The sequence below is a fragment of the Chitinophaga barathri genome (assembly GCF_003807585.1).
Classification (GTDB): Bacteria; Bacteroidota; Bacteroidia; order Chitinophagales; family Chitinophagaceae; genus Chitinophaga; species Chitinophaga barathri.
The window spans coordinates 347939-362541 of record NZ_RMBX01000003.1 but is presented as its reverse complement, the minus strand read 5'-3'; the positions used below and the strand labels follow the sequence as shown (position 1 = coordinate 362541).

The 14603-nt window shown below is 53.6% G+C and carries 14 protein-coding genes; 8 read left to right on the top strand and 6 right to left on the bottom strand.

What is annotated here, in order from left to right:
* Positions 1-232 precede the first annotated feature (232 nt).
* The 5 genes from EG028_RS07280 to EG028_RS07260 are packed head-to-tail and all read left to right on the top strand — an operon-like array spanning position 233 to position 3067.
* Positions 233-997 (top strand): DeoR/GlpR family DNA-binding transcription regulator, encoded by a 765-nt coding sequence (locus tag EG028_RS07280; protein ID WP_120514947.1) that lies wholly within the window; start codon positions 233-235, stop codon positions 995-997.
* Positions 998-1027: 30 nt separating this feature from the next.
* Positions 1028-1510 carry a hypothetical protein gene (locus EG028_RS07275; RefSeq protein WP_120514946.1) on the top strand — a complete coding sequence of 161 codons (483 nt, stop codon included), beginning with the start codon at positions 1028-1030 and terminating at the stop codon, positions 1508-1510.
* A 12-nt stretch (positions 1511-1522) separates the two neighbouring features.
* A complete protein-coding gene (locus EG028_RS07270) occupies positions 1523-2023 on the top strand; it encodes a hypothetical protein (RefSeq protein WP_120514945.1) in 501 nt (166 codons plus the stop codon).
* 24 nt (positions 2024-2047) lie between these two features.
* Positions 2048-2560, top strand: coding sequence for a hypothetical protein (locus tag EG028_RS07265; RefSeq protein WP_120514944.1), 513 nt, complete (start codon positions 2048-2050; stop codon positions 2558-2560).
* Between the two features lie 33 nt (positions 2561-2593).
* Positions 2594-3067, top strand: a complete 474-nt coding sequence (locus tag EG028_RS07260) for a hypothetical protein (RefSeq protein ID WP_120514943.1) — start codon at positions 2594-2596, stop codon at positions 3065-3067.
* On the opposite strand, the gene EG028_RS07255 is transcribed toward EG028_RS07260, so the two are convergent.
* The 6 genes from EG028_RS07255 to EG028_RS07230 all read right to left on the bottom strand — a co-directional run bounded on the left by EG028_RS07255 (position 3012) and on the right by EG028_RS07230 (position 10595).
* A complete protein-coding gene (locus EG028_RS07255; RefSeq protein WP_120514942.1) occupies positions 3012-4100 on the bottom strand; it encodes a sialidase family protein in 1089 nt (362 codons plus the stop codon). The two genes, EG028_RS07260 and EG028_RS07255, sit on opposite strands and share 56 nt — an antisense overlap.
* Positions 4101-4178: 78 nt before the next feature.
* Complete coding sequence (locus tag EG028_RS07250; RefSeq protein WP_120514941.1) at positions 4179-5732, bottom strand: flotillin family protein; 1554 nt, start codon at positions 5730-5732, stop codon at positions 4179-4181.
* Between the two features lie 6 nt (positions 5733-5738).
* Positions 5739-6332: a hypothetical protein gene (locus EG028_RS07245; RefSeq protein ID WP_120514940.1), complete on the bottom strand. Its 594-nt coding sequence runs from the start codon at positions 6330-6332 to the stop codon at positions 5739-5741.
* Between the two features lie 20 nt (positions 6333-6352).
* Positions 6353-6829, bottom strand: coding sequence for an SRPBCC family protein (locus EG028_RS07240; protein WP_120514939.1), 477 nt, complete (start codon positions 6827-6829; stop codon positions 6353-6355).
* A 121-nt stretch (positions 6830-6950) separates the two neighbouring features.
* A complete protein-coding gene (locus EG028_RS07235) occupies positions 6951-7433 on the bottom strand; it encodes a hypothetical protein (protein ID WP_120514938.1) in 483 nt (160 codons plus the stop codon).
* A gap of 111 nt (positions 7434-7544) precedes the next feature.
* Positions 7545-10595 (bottom strand): helix-turn-helix and ligand-binding sensor domain-containing protein, encoded by a 3051-nt coding sequence (locus EG028_RS07230; protein WP_120514937.1) that lies wholly within the window; start codon positions 10593-10595, stop codon positions 7545-7547.
* 246 nt (positions 10596-10841) lie between these two features.
* Between EG028_RS07230 and EG028_RS07225 the strand changes: the two genes are divergently transcribed.
* The 3 genes from EG028_RS07225 (at position 10842) to EG028_RS07215 (ending at position 14494) form a co-directional block, all read left to right on the top strand.
* The gene (locus EG028_RS07225; RefSeq protein ID WP_120514936.1) at positions 10842-12062 is read left to right on the top strand and encodes a family 16 glycosylhydrolase; all 1221 of its coding nucleotides are present in this window, start codon (positions 10842-10844) and stop codon (positions 12060-12062) included.
* Positions 12063-12116: 54 nt separating this feature from the next.
* Positions 12117-12986, top strand: a complete 870-nt coding sequence (locus tag EG028_RS07220) for a polysaccharide lyase (protein ID WP_120514935.1) — start codon at positions 12117-12119, stop codon at positions 12984-12986.
* A 206-nt stretch (positions 12987-13192) separates the two neighbouring features.
* Positions 13193-14494, top strand: a complete 1302-nt coding sequence (locus EG028_RS07215; RefSeq protein WP_120514934.1) for an O-acetylhomoserine aminocarboxypropyltransferase/cysteine synthase family protein — start codon at positions 13193-13195, stop codon at positions 14492-14494.
* Positions 14495-14603: the final 109 nt, after the last annotated feature.

The following is a 14603-nucleotide window of genomic DNA, read 5'->3' as shown; positions in this document are numbered from 1 at the left end:
GAAGACTGAAGGTAAAACCAGGGAGGGCGGATCGATATTGTTGAAAATGATTACGTTATCAATGTTAAACAATGTTTAAGCCGTGCGTGGGGAATCAGGGAATTGCCTATTTTTAGGAAAATCCTCCGTATTTTACAGGAAATTGAAGCCCCAGGGAAATCCAAGTGGGTGATTTTCAATATGCATAACGAAGTTTCTACGTTAAATAGTTATAATTTTTCAACCCATGTCAATGATCAATATCGCGGAGCGGCACAAGTTTATCCTAAGCAGGTTATATGAGAAAGGTTATGTGAATGTGGTGGAGTTGTGCAAAGAACTGGATGTGTCCGGCGTAACGATCCGTAAGGATCTGAAGCTGCTGGAGGATAAATCGCTGCTGTACCGCTCCCATGGCGGCGCCACTGTGCAGAACCCCTATACGAACGACAAGCCGGTAAACGAAAAGGAAAAGATCCGCCGGGAAGAAAAGAACAATATTGGTAAAACGGCGGCCTCCCTTATTTTCCCGGGAGACGCCATTATTATAGCCTCCGGCACTACCGTGCTGGCCCTGGCCAAACATATCCAGCCGCGCGGCCCGCTGATGATCATTACCTCTGCGCTCAACGTTGCGCTGGAGCTGAACCGCTATCATGAAATAGAAGTGGTGCAGCTGGGCGGCGTGATCAGGAACAATTCCTCGTCCGTAGCCGGACCCTACGCGGAAAAGATCCTGGAGGATTTCTCCTGCAGCAAGTTGTTCCTCGGGGTGGACGGCATCGACGTTGAATTTGGCCTCACCACTACCAGCATCGCGGAAGCCCACCTGAACCAGCAGATGATAGCCGCCGCGCAAAAGACCATTGTACTGGCGGATTCCTCCAAGTTCGGCAAACGCGGCTTCGGCAGGATCTGCAGGCTGGAAGAAGTGGACCAGATCATTACCGACAAAGGCATTTCCGAACACATGGTGAAGCTGCTGGAAGATATGGGCATCGAGGTGGTGATCGTTTAGTGCCGCCTGAATAACAGTTCCTTTATACCTATGCGTACAGATTCCATGCAGGACAACATTCTCCACGAAGAAACACTCAAAGCGGCCATTTCCCGGAACGAGCTGATGCCAGTATGGGTGCAGCTGTTCGCAGGAGTGCTGACTTTTTCCGGCTTTTCCCTCGCGGTTTTTATGATGGTACCGTTATCGGGGCAGACGAAAGATGTACCGACATTCACAATTATTACAGCGGCGATTTTGGGAGTTATATTTGTTATTGGAGGCGTTGCGGGTATCCAACTGCTGAAAGAAAAAAAATGGGCGATCTTTGGCATGATTGGCAGTGTAGTGTTTCATCTGTTTATATGCATAGTATCTTTATTCGTATTTCCGGCAATAATCGGCAGGGGAGGAGAAATCCTGATAGTTCCTGTTGTAATTATAATGATATTGCTGCTGGTTTTCCTGGTGAAACTCATCCTCATCTTCAAAAGGTGGCTGGAGTATCAACCCTCCGGGATGCGTAAGAGATAATCCAATATCGTCATGATGGATAATTCAAATACAGAAGATTTACTGAACGGTCCCGGGCTTGAAGAGCCCGCCATCCGCAAAGACCTCATCCCGTCGTGGATGAGCAAGCTGCTGCTGGTGCTGATCTTTTATAAACTGTATTCCATCCTCCGCAGTGTCCAGTTTTACCTGGTGGTATGGAAAAACAGCCTCGCTGTGCCGGAAAGCCAGACCGTCTCGCTGATCGTTTTTGTGTTGTTGGACTTACTGGAAGCCTTTGTATTCATCGGGCTGCTGCGGCAATGGAAACCTGCTGCCCCGGCCGGGATCGTCGTATTGTGCCTTTCCGTGCTGAGTGTGCTGCTATATTTTGCCCGTTTTCTGTTCTTCTACGGGAGTGCTGAATATAATACGCCTGCCGGGCTGATTATCCAGTCACTGATTACGCTGGCGTCACTGGCAATATTGATTACCATTCTGATCCGCCTGTTTAAGATCCGCCGTGCCTGGGTAAAGGGAGTGGCGGGCAAATAAACGGTCATACAAAAAGCAGTACTGATGAGTATCCCTGTACCTCATGAAGACCTCCTCGCAGAAGAAGAATTCGCCGCCCCGAAATTCAGGCGGGAGCTTTTCCCGCTCTGGATGAAAGTATCCGTGATCCTCCTGATGATTGGCGCCGGTGCGGTATCCTATTTATTTTTGAAAGAAGTATTGGCGGAGCGGGGACTGATGATCGTCACGGAGAGCCTGAGCAACTTTAGGAGAGCAACGGCCATGCTGTTTATACTGGATGTATTCCTGGTATTACCCGCCGGGTGGATGTTGTTCCGGGAAAAACGCTCCGCTGTGCTGTTCGCCCTGATCGTTTTTAGCCTCGCTATATTGCCGATGGGGTTCTTTTTCATAGAATTGATGCAGACCAGTCTTAGTTATGGAAATTTGCCCCGTTTGAATCTAGACAATATCACACTGATTGTCCCGCTGTTTTTGCTCCTGGCCTGCGTGATCAGGATGCTGTTCATACGCAGGGAATGGAAGAACCGTATATCAAAAATAACCGGCCGCTAAATGGAAAAACTAACTGATACCAAATCTTAATCTATGGACTACCGTATTCCTATCTGGCTGAAAGCCATCGCCGTTATCACCATGATCTTTGGTCTTGTCTCTTTTTACGGCCTTATCAACCTCGATTTCTCCCGGTCTTCTGATTCCCTGTTCCACGTAAGTACCGCGGTCACGCAGACGGGCGCAACTTTCGCCACGAGCGTGCTGTACATTATCTGCGGTATCGGCGGCTTCGGGGTGGTGCTGGAGAAAAAGTGGGGAGTGCTCTTGTCGCTTTGCGCTGTGAGCCTGCTGGTGGCGCTGGAGATTTTCTATCTCCTGTATGCCATGTGGCTGGTGTATTCCATCCTTAGGAAATTTGTTGCCCCTTCCTACGGCTGGTGGATGGTGCCGGTGATACTCCTCAACACGTTCTACGTCATCCGGCTGCTCCGTGTCTACCAGTATTGGTCTACTCCTCCTCAGGAGGAGTTTCGGCAGGCTTCGCGGGTTTCTCAGGACGATTGATCAGCAGCACTACGTGGCGGATATTTTTCCTGTCCGCGGTATAGGTGATATGCACGCGGCCGTCGGGTGACTGTATCACCGCGGGATAGCTGTATTCTCCCGTTTTTTCGTCTTCCAGCGCAAATACATTCTGCCAGGCGGCCCCGTCTTCGGACACGGCCACATACAGGCGGCTCCTGCCTTCCCACCACTGGACGCCGGGGAGCAGGGGATTGTATACGATCACTTTCAGGCCGTTGGCCAGCGTGAGCGCGTCTGTTCCCGCATTGGGATTGGGCAGGTCTGTAGGGCTCAGCGGTCCCCAGGTATTCCCGTTGTCCCCGGACCAGGCCTGTACCACCACATTATTGCGGCTGCGGCAGAGCAGTTGCAGGGAGTCGTGCGGGTAACGGAGTATGCTGGGCTGTATTACGCCGAAAGTATCGTTGTTGATCTCCACGCGCGACCAGTTGCGGCCATTGCGGTCCGATCTTTCGAGGTGGATGTGCCATTTTTGGTTGTCATGGCTTTCCGTACTGGAAGGGTAGAGGATATCTCCGTTGGAAAGTTGCAGGGGTTTGTTTTTGATCGGGCCCAGCATGCCTTCGGGCAGCTTTTCCGGGGCGCTCCAGGTCTTGCCGTTGTTCGTGGAACTCATCATCATTCCCCACCATTGCCGTGGGTTGGGGCCTACTTTGTAATAAAGGAAAAGTTTGCCTGCTTTGGTTTTGAACAGCACGGGATTCCAGCAGGGATAACGGAGCGTGTCGTTGATCACGCCGTTGGTTATCTCTTTTATTTCGCTCCATTTGCCGTTTTCATTGAGCGCTGTCCAGATGGTCACGTCTTTATTGCCTTCGCGGCTGCCGCCAAACCATGCCGCCATCAGTTTCCCCTTGCCAAGGTCCACAATAGTGGAGGCGTGGCAGGCGGCCATGGGAGGGTTCTCCATGATCATCACTCTTTTGTCCAGCTGGGGCACGATGGGCTGTGCATATCCGCGGGCAAAGACGGTGAAACAGGCGATGCAGAGGAAAAAAAGGCTACGGCTCATAAAGGCATGGAATTAAAAAGGCAACCTTGTGAAGGAGTGCCCGCACAAGGTTGCCCGATGAAGATAATAATTTTACCGTTATTCTTTATCCTGCAGGGGGAGGATGTTGTCCCCGTTCTGCTGTTTGCCCAGGTAGTTGGGCAGGTCCATGCCGGCCATATTGAACATGTCCTGCAGGGGCGGAACGGCTTTGTACAGGCCGCTGATAAAGTTGGCGGTGGATGAGGTGCCGTTCTGGCCGCCCGCGCCTTCCCATACGGTCACCTTGTCGATCTTGATATTTTTGATGGCTTCGGTCTGCATTTTCACCAGCTCCGGCAGTTTGTCCGCGATCAGCAGCAGTACTGCGTCTTTGGAGCTGTTGCCGGCGGCCTGCACGATGCGGTCAAGGCCTTCCGCCTGTTTGGTGAGGATCTCAAACATACCTTTCGCTTCGGCCTGCATTTTGGCAAAGATCGCATCTGCTTCACCACGGGCCTTTTCACGGATCTTTTCAGCTTCGGCCTGTGCTTCGATGATGGCTTTTTGTTTTTGTATCTCGGCGGTCACCACCACGTTCGCATTCTGCGAGGCACGTTCTTTGTCCGCGCGGGCATCTTCCGCTTTTCTTTCCGCCACGTAAGCTTCTTCAAGCGCTTTTGCGGATTGGATCTTCTCGGCGGCAATGGCGCGTTTGGCGGCTTCCGCTTCTCTTTCGCGGCGGCTGGCTTCGGACTGCGCGATCTGGATGCGCGCGGTGTTTTCGCCCTCCACGGCGAGTGCGTTGGCCTGGGAGGCGCGGATGCGGGTATCTCTTTCCGCTTCCGCTTTACCGATGGCCTCGTCCCTGTTGGCGGCGGCAATGAGGATGGATTTGTCTTTGTTCGCGGTGGCGATCTGGGTGTCGCGGTCACGCTGGGTTTCGGCAATGCTTACGTCCCTGTTCTTCAGGGTTTGCTGGATAGTGATGTCTTTTTCCCTGTCCGCTTCGGCTTTACCGGTTTCCCCGATTTTCTCCTGCTCCGCCACGCTCTTTTTCGCTTCGTTGATCGCTTTCGCGGCGGCTTCTTTACCCAATGCTTCGATGTAGCCGGATTCGTCTTTGATGTCCGTTACGTTCACGTTGATCAGCTTCATGCCGATTTTTTTGATCTCCGCTTCTACGTTGGAGGCAACGTTTGCCAGGAACTTGTCGCGGTTGTTGTTGATCTCTTCTATATCCATGGTGGCCACTACGAGGCGCAGCTGGCCGAAAATGATGTCTTTCGCAAGGTCGTGAATGGCGGGGCGTTGCAGGCCCAGCAGCCTTTCCGCGGCATTGGTCATGATGCCGGGCTCGGTGGAAATGGCCACGGTGAAGCGGCTGGGTACGTCCACGCGGATGTTCTGCCGGCTGAGGGCATTGGTCAGGTTCACTTCGATGGATATCGGCGTGAGGTCGATGAAGGAATAATCCTGGATCACGGGCCAGATGAACGCGGCGCCGCCGTGGATACACCTGGCGCTGTGGCTGCCGTCCGGGCCTTTGCCCACTTTACCGTACACTACCAGGATCTGGTCCGAAGGGCAGCGTTTGTAACGTTTGAATAAGGCATAGAGTAGCGAAAACACGAATACAACCGCCACCACTATGGCAATCAGTAAATAGTCCATAGGTATTTAGTTTTGTTTGGTTACGATAAGGATCTGGTTGTTCACCACTTTGGTAACGGTTACGAGCGCGCCCGTGGGGATGGGCTCTACGTCGTCCGTCATGGCGTCCAGCTCGCGGAAGGCGCCCTGCACCTGGAGGTTTATTTTGCCCATGCCGCTGCGTGAGGGAGGCACGCTGAGGTATACGGTGGCCGTGGCCCGAAGGGCGTTCTCCATGCGGAGGGTGCCGTTGTAGGCCAGTTTGCCGGTGTAATAAAAGATGGAAGCCATCAACAGCATCATGGCCAGGCCCGCCGCGCAGCTGATAATGACGGTGAGCGTGCCGGAAAGGCCGCTGTGTATGCAGGCCAGCCCCGTCCATCCAAAGATGGTAAAGAAGCCGAACATGTTCCGGATGGTAAAGAACTGGAAACCGATGCCGTCATCCGCATCCAGCATATCGTCCACATCTCCGGTGGCGTGATCGTGGTCCCCGCCGGCCATGCTGAGGATATTCTGCAGAAGGAATAACAGTGAAAAGAAAATGGTGATGCACCAGAACGTTTTCTCGAATACAGGGAGTGGCCCGAACCAGTCCATGATGTTTAATAAGCGGCTCATAAGCAAGGGATGTTGAGCCGTCAAGTTAATAAAATTCCGGTAAGGCAGGAAGGGATTATTTGCTGCCGGTAGCGGAACAATTCCTTCAGCTGGCGGCCCACAAAAATGGTGTTCGCCAGGTCTCCCAGCCAGCCCAGCGGGATGCGGTAGTGAATAATGTCCGTCATTTCCACGCCACCGCTCACTTCCCTGAAATGATGCTGATGATGCCAGAGGCTGTAGGGACCAAAACGCTGCTCATCCACAAAATAACGCTGGTCATCCACATGTGTGATCTCCGTCATCCAGTAAAGCGGGATGCCCATCACCGGCCTGATGGTGTATTCGATGACCTGCCCGGGGTAAATGCGCCCTGCCTGCGGGATGCTGGTGGTGCGGAACCCGAGGGCGGGCGGGGTGATATGCTGCAGGTTGTCCGGATTGCTGAAATAATCCCAGGCCTGCGCCAGTGAGACGGGTAATATTTGTGTTTCCCGGATGCGATAGGTGCGCGACATGTCATAAATCTACCACAATAATCATAAAAAAACCGCCTGCCCTGTGGTACGCTGATGAGAATAGCGGACCTACGGGCAGGCGGGCGCATTGTCCGGAAGAATCCGGGAATGTCATTTAATGCTAACACAAAAACTGTAAAACACTGCTGCCCGGAACCCAGGAAGTGGTTTTATCAGTTACCTGGAAAGAGGCCATCAGCTGGCCTTTGGGTAATTCGGTGGCGGTATAGAAAAACCGGAGGTTTTCCTGCTTCAGCTGCAGCAGTTCTTTCACGGCTATCACCATACCGGATTGTTTGCCGGAAGCGTCCGCAAATTTCCATTCGCGGATGACGCCGCCTTTATCGTCTCTTATGCTCAGTTTACGGCCGGTGCCTATCTTGCCGCAATGACTGTAGTGAAAAGTCAGCTGGTCGTTTACATTGGCTTTGTCCAGCTGGAGGTTGGAGAGTTTTACGGGCTCGCCTACATACTGTTCGTGAATGAGTTTGTTGTTGAGGTACACTTTCAGGTGATCACCGCCGGCCCAGGCCTGCGTTGCAATGGCGAAAAGGCAGAAGGAGAGGAAGGCGGCTGTTTTCGTTAAAAAGGATGTGCGTTGCATATACTGTGATTTTTGGTGAATGTTGACAGTACAAAACAACGCAAACGCCATCACCCGGCGTAATAGCTTTGACGACAGGAACAGTTTGCTTGACGTAAGGGCGGATAACCTTCAGCTGTTTTGCGCCACGCCGGGCGCCGCCGCGGTAACGGCCAGCAGGAAGTCGTACAGGGGCGTTTCTCCCGGCACTTCCAGCTTTCTCCGCAGCCGGTACCTGCTGGTCTCCACGCCTCTTACGGATATGCCCAGCGACTGCGCGATCTCCTTCGTGGTAAGATTGATGCGCAGGTAAGCGCAGAGTTTCATATCCGTGGTGCTCAGGTCCGGGTAATGTTTTTTGAGGATGGACAGGAAGTTGTTGTGCACCTCGTCGAAGTGGCGGGAAAACTGTTCCCAGTCTTCCGTGTCCTGCTCCGCTTCTTCAAACAGGCGCAATACTTTTTTGAAAGGGTAATAGGGTAGAGGCTCTATTTTTTTGATGGCGAGCAGCAGCTCTTCACGGATGTTGAACAGCAGCTTGCCGCGTTGCAGCAGGTGCATGGTGGCGGTGGCCAGTTCTTTGTTCTTAAATTGTATGTCGGTGGCGAGTTTGTCGTGTTGCAGGCTGATCAGTTGTTTTTCACGCTGTTCCTTTTCATATTCATGATGGAGGATCAACTGCTCCTGCTCGCGTTTGTGCCGTAATTGTTCCGTGGCAAACTTCCGCTTTTGCAACAGGTAACAAATCCAGATAAAAGCCAGCGCCAGCGCCGCGTAAATGCCTTTGGCCAGCAGGGTGAGATGCCAGGGCGGCAGGATGCGGAAGGCGTAAGTAGCCGCGGAAGAGACGTTGCCGAGGTGGTCGCGGGCTTTTACGGAGAAGGTGTAGCGGCCGTGGGGGAGGTTTGTATAATCTTTTTCCGTGCGCGCGGCCCATTCGCTCCAGGCGGGGTCAAAACCTTCCAGCCGGTAGCTGAACTCCATGTTGCCGCCATGCCCGCAGGCGGGGGAGGCGTATTCAAAATGGAAACCGGCATAAGCTGCGGGGAGGGTTTTGAAAGATGCCTTACCGGCGGGAAGAAAGCCGCCGAAAAGCAGGCTGTCTTTTTCCCCGCGCGCATTCACCTGGCTGATCATTACCCGTGGTTCTTTTTTGGGTTGCCTGTATTTTTGGTAATTGATATGGTACATCCCTTTTTCGCCGCCTACAAATATATTTTCATCATTGTACGGATAAATGTTTTCAAAACCGGTGACGATCATGCCTTTTAACTCAGGGAAATACATGGTGCGGTAAGGTTTGTCGCCCTGTTTCCGGTGGAAGTCCACCACGCCGGGCATTTTGTTGGACACGAACCAGATGTTCCCGCCGGTATCTTCTGTCAGAAACTGGATGGGCACCGCGCCCAGCACGGGAAAAAGCCAGGGTGAGGGCGCAAACGTTTGCCGGACGGGGTCAAATTCATAGATGCCCGCCTGTGTAGCCACCACCATCCGTCCGCGTATGCGGAATACGAAGTTGTTGTTATCAGAAGGCAGGCCGTGACGGCTGGTGAAGAGAGTGAAACGGAGGGTAGTGTCTTTGTCCGTAACGATGCGGTACACCCCACGGTAAGGGTGTGAGGCCCAGATAACACTGTCCTGCTCAGCCGTGAGAAAACGCAGGGATTCAAACAATACGTTCACCTGCCGGGCCTTATCAAACCGGCCATCCTGCTGCCCCATGGTGCGCAGGCCATTGTAGCAGCCAATGAGGGTACGGGCGGCCTGCGGGAGGAACAGCCAGCAGCCGGTGCCTTTCAGCAAAGGCTCGGCCGCCGCTTCGCCGATCCTGAAAGCGCCCTCGTGATGCCCCATCAGCAATTGCCCACCCGTCATGGCCAGGCTCCATACCTGTCCGCCGCTCTGCTCTACTTTGCGGAAGCGGTTTTCCTGGAAGCTCAGATCATTGTAATTATCGGTGCCGGCCGGGTTAAAAGCCCCGTCTTGTCCATTGTTGCCGGATGGCAACGGGCCGCCGGAGGGATCGGGATGGACCGCCCCGCCTGTCCCGGGAGATAATTTGCTGTTGGTATTGCCGGATTTCCCCGGTCCCGCATTGCCGGCCAGCGGGGTTACATAAAGCCCGTCCGAGGTGCCGATGTACAGCTGCCGGTTAAACACTTTTGCGGCGTAGGTGCTGAGGTATTGATGTTTGTCCGGGTGTATCTGTTTGATGGCGGTATTGTAGCGGATCATATCTATCCCGTTGTCCAGCGCCAGCCAGATGTTCTGGCCGGGGTCCGGGAAAATTTTCCGGATGCTGTTGTGCTGCAGGCCTTCCTGTAAACCGAATTGCTGGATGACGGCGCCCGTTTGCCGGTTCAGGATATAACACCCCGCTTCGGCGGTGCCGACGAGCAGCTGGCTGTTCCCCCATTCCATGGCGCACTGTATACGGGCCTTTTGCAGCGCTTCCGCCGCAGGCGTGAGGTATGGATAAAGCCGGCCGCCGTGGAGCTTAAAAATGCCGTGTTTGTAGGTGAAGAGCAGCAGGGTATCCTGCGGGTGATCCAGTACGGCGGTCACCAGTAATTGTTTGTCCGCCACCGCCGGGCCTATGGGCTTCCAGCCATTGCCGGTGAATTGCAGCAGGCCCTGCCGGGCATCCTGCGCATAAAGTCCCTGGCCGGAACGGCAAAGCAGGCGCCATTCGCCGGGGGCGTGGTAGACCCGCACCCGGTCTTCCCGGTAGGCGAATATCTTGTTGTTGCTTCGGAAAAATACGGTGCCTTCATACGGCACGATGTTCCAGATGTCCGCAAATTCCCTTTCCCCGGCGGGGATCAGGGGTTTGAGCGACGTGTACCGCAGCACGCCGTCCGCATCGGCGAGATAATACCCGAAGTCATCCTGGGCCCCGGCGTAGATCCGGCCGTTCTCCCCCGCCTTTACGGACCGCAGGCGGGTATGATTGGGCACAGGCAGCATCTTCCAGCTATGGCCGTTAAATGTCAGCAACCCTTCATTGTTGGCAAAATAAAGGATACCCTGCGGGTCCATATCCGCGTCCCAGGTCTGGCCGCCGCCGGCGTATTGCTGTTTGCTGAAATGAAGAACTGAGGGGGCGCCTACCAGCTGGCGCGCTTGGGCAACGGCCGCCCATAGGATGGGCAGCACAAACAACAGGCTTCTCATTTTCATAACGTTTGAATAAAAATATAATAAATCCCCGTGAAGTAGGGCAGGCGTATTTGGCTACAATTGATTTTCAGTGAATTAGTAAAATCTGTAGTAGAATTGACGTACCGCTCCGAAATACATCCTCCTATTAATTAAAGATATTTGACCCTGATAGCCACGTTACAGAAAACACTTCCGCAAACCCATCCAAACGGAAGAGAGCACTTTAGTTAAACCCGGAATTATTCACACGTTAACAGAAAAACTATGAAACTGCAATCCTTTTTTCTACCGGCATCTGCTGTGCTGGTAACTTTCCTTTTCTTTACGGCCTCCTGCACGAAAAACATGGAAGCCCCCTCAGAAAAAGTACCCCTGGAGGATAAAAAGTCAGCCGTTCAGGCGCTGGCGCTCCAGATGGTATGGCAGGACGAATTTAACGGCTCCGGCCTCGATATGTCCAAATGGAGCTATGAAAACGGCGACCTGGGCGTAAACAACGAACAGCAATTTTACCAGACGGCGAACGTAGCCGTGACCGGCGGCAACCTGGTGATCACCGCGCGTAAACAAAGCGTGGGGGGTAAACCCTACACTTCCGGCCGTATCAACACGAACGGCAAGTTTTCCAAACGTTACGGCCGCATTGAAGCAAACATCAAACTGCCGGCCGTGCAAGGCCTCTGGCCCGCCTTCTGGATGCTGGGCACAAACATCGGCACACCGGGCGTAGGCTGGCCGCGCTGCGGGGAAATAGACATCATGGAACATGTGAACACCGGCAGCAGCGTGCTGGGTACCATCCATTGGTGGAACACTTCCTACAGCTACTATGGCGGCAACACCACCACTTCGCCCACCAATTTCCACGTGTACGCCATTGAATGGGACCCTGCCGGTATCCGCTGGTACGTGGACGGTGTACAGTTCCACTCCGCGAACATTCAGAACAACATCAACGGCACGGAGGAATTTCACAACAACTTTTTTATCCTCCTCAACCTGGCGGTAGGCGGCAATCTCCCTGGCCAGGTGATCAACGACAATGCACTGCCCGCTACTATGCTGGTGGACTACGTGCGTGTGTATGATATCGTGAACACCCCCGGTGGCGCGCCCATCGGCTCCGTGATATCGCTGAGGGGCAGCAACAACCAGTACGCCAGCGGCGAAAACGGTACGCAGGCCATGCGTTGCAACAGGCCGACGGTACAGGCATGGGAACAATTCACGGTAGTAGACGCCGGCGGCGGCAAAGTAGCGTTGCGGAGCATGAGCAAATACGTGTCTTCCGAAAACGGTACGCAGCCCATCACCTGCAGCCGTACGACGATCGGTGACTGGGAGAAATTCGACTGGGTGTCCAACAGCGACGGCACCTTTTCATTACGAGGCAACAATGGTTCTTACATATCCAGCGAAAACGGTACACAGGCGATGACCTGCAACCGTGCGGCCATAGGCGGATGGGAGAAGTTCACCTATTAAGCCCCCTTTGGGCATATCTGTCTATTATTCACGTTAAGTACAAAAATGAGAAAAATGAAATTCCACTTCCACGCTTCGGGCGCAGCAATCCTTGCGTTCGCGCTTTTCATTACTTCATGTTCCAAACCCACCGTAGAGGAACAGGATCAACCCGTATCACTGGACAACGAAACATCCGCCACAGACGTGGGGATAATGGCGATCAACGCCTCTTTTTCGGAAAACTGGAACAGCTATGCAAATGGCTCCCAGTACACACAATCGCAGGCGGCGGCAGACTTCGGGAATATCAGCGGCTGGAATGCCGGCCGTTCCATGATCTCCAATGGCAACCTGCGCATCACGCTTGAGCCGAACGCTCTTTCGGGCGCGGGCGGCGTGGTGTCGAACATCGACGTGAGCGACGGCTCCGAATACCAGGTAAGTTTCACCATCCGCTTCCACAGCGCTTTCGACTGGAGCAGGGGCGGCAAACTGGGCTTCGGGCTGTTCATCGGCGATGGCAATGCGGGCGGAGACCCCGCCTGGGATGGCAACGGGGGCAGCTTCAGGCTGATGTGGTATAACAACAACGGCAGGATCTATTTCCATCCCTACGTATATCACCGCGACCAGGCGGGCCAGTACGGGGACAATTTCGGCGTAAGTTATCCTTCCTCCGGCAGCCTCGTAAAAGGCCAGACCTACAGCGTGACCCTGTACGCAAAGAGCAACACCGGCTCCAGTACCAACGGCCGCGCAAGGATGATCATCAACGGCACTACCGTGCTGGACAGGGCGATGCGCTGGACCACGAACGATGCCAAACGCCTGATCCGCAACGTGAGCTTCCATACCTTCCGTGGCGGAAGCCAGAGCTACTGGATGAGCCCCACCGTAGGGTATGTATATTATGACGACCTGGTAGTGACCAAGATCAACTAAAAGTCCTCAAACTGGATGAAATCATCCAGCCGGAACTTCTCCCACCGCTTTTTCGCAAATTCATAGAACCGGGCATTCGTTTTACAAGCTTCATCGGCTTTGAATGTTCCCGGTTCTATTTTATTTCCCACTCATGAATTTATTTTGAATTCACAATAAGTCTAGTTAATTTGTAGACTATTCGTATTCATTTTAAATCATACATCATGTCTAACAACCCCTTACGTTTCGAAACGCTCCAGGTACATGCCGGCTATCATTCAGACCCCACTACCAAGGCCGCCGCAGTACCTATTTACCAGACCACTTCTTATACATTCGACAGTGCAGATCATGCGGCGGACCTGTTTCAGTTGAAGCAGTTCGGGAACATCTACAGCCGCATCATGAATCCCACCAATGATGTATTCGAAAAGCGGGTGGCCGCGCTGGAAGGCGGAGTGGCGGCGTTGGCCGTGGCTTCAGGCCAGGCTTCGCAGTTTATTGCGCTGCATAATATCCTATTGCCGGGAGACAACTTTGTGACCTCCGGCTATCTCTACGGCGGCACCTACAACCAGTTTAAGGTGAGCTTCAAAAGAATTGGCGTGGAGGCTCGTTTTGCAGACCTGGACGATCCCGCGAGCTTTGAATCAAAGATCGACGACCGTACCAAAGCCATTTACCTGGAAACGATCGGGAACCCCGGGTTTGCTATCCCGGATTTTGAAAAGATAGCCGCCATTGCCCGGAAATATGATCTGCCGCTGGTGGTGGACAATACCTTCGGCGCGGCAGGTTACCTGTTCCGTCCACTTGAACATGGGGCGAACATCGTGGTGGAGGCCGCCACCAAATGGATCGGCGGGCACGGCAACAGTATCGGCGGCGTGATCGTGGACGGCGGGAATTACAACTGGGGTAACGGTAAGTTCTCCCAATTCACCTCCCCGGATGAAGCCTATCACGGCATGGTATTCTGGGATGTATTCGGCGCGGACAGTCCCTTTGGCAATATCGCTTACATCATCCGCGCAAGGGTGACCGGATTGCGCAGCTGGGGCCCGGCGCTGGCGCCGCAGAACGCTTTCCTGTTCCTGCAGGGCCTGGAAACCCTGAGCTTGCGTGTACAGCGGACCGTTGAAAATGCCCAGGCGCTCGCGGAGTGGCTGGAGAAACATCCCAGGGTGGAGCGCGTGAACTATCCCGGCCTGCCCGGCAACCCGTATCATGAGCTGGGTAAAAAGTACCTGAAACATGGTTTTGGCGGTGTGCTGAGCTTTAAGATAAAAGGCGGGCGCGAAGCGGCGGATAAACTGGTGGCGGGCCTCGAACTGATCTATCACCTGGCGAACGTGGGCGATTCCAAAACGCTGATCATCCACCCGGCCACTACCACGCACCAGCAACTGAGCGAAGAAGAACAACGCGCGGCGGGAGTGGAGCCGGGGCTGCTGAGGATATCGTTGGGTATTGAACATATCGAGGATATCAAAGGCGATTTGCAGCAGGCGTTTGATAAGATTTAACACATGTGTTATTTGAACACACTACCATATTTTAGTGAGGACAACATGCGTGACCGCATCCTCCAAACCAGTTAATATAATCTGGCTGTAATTTCCTCTTACATTTAAT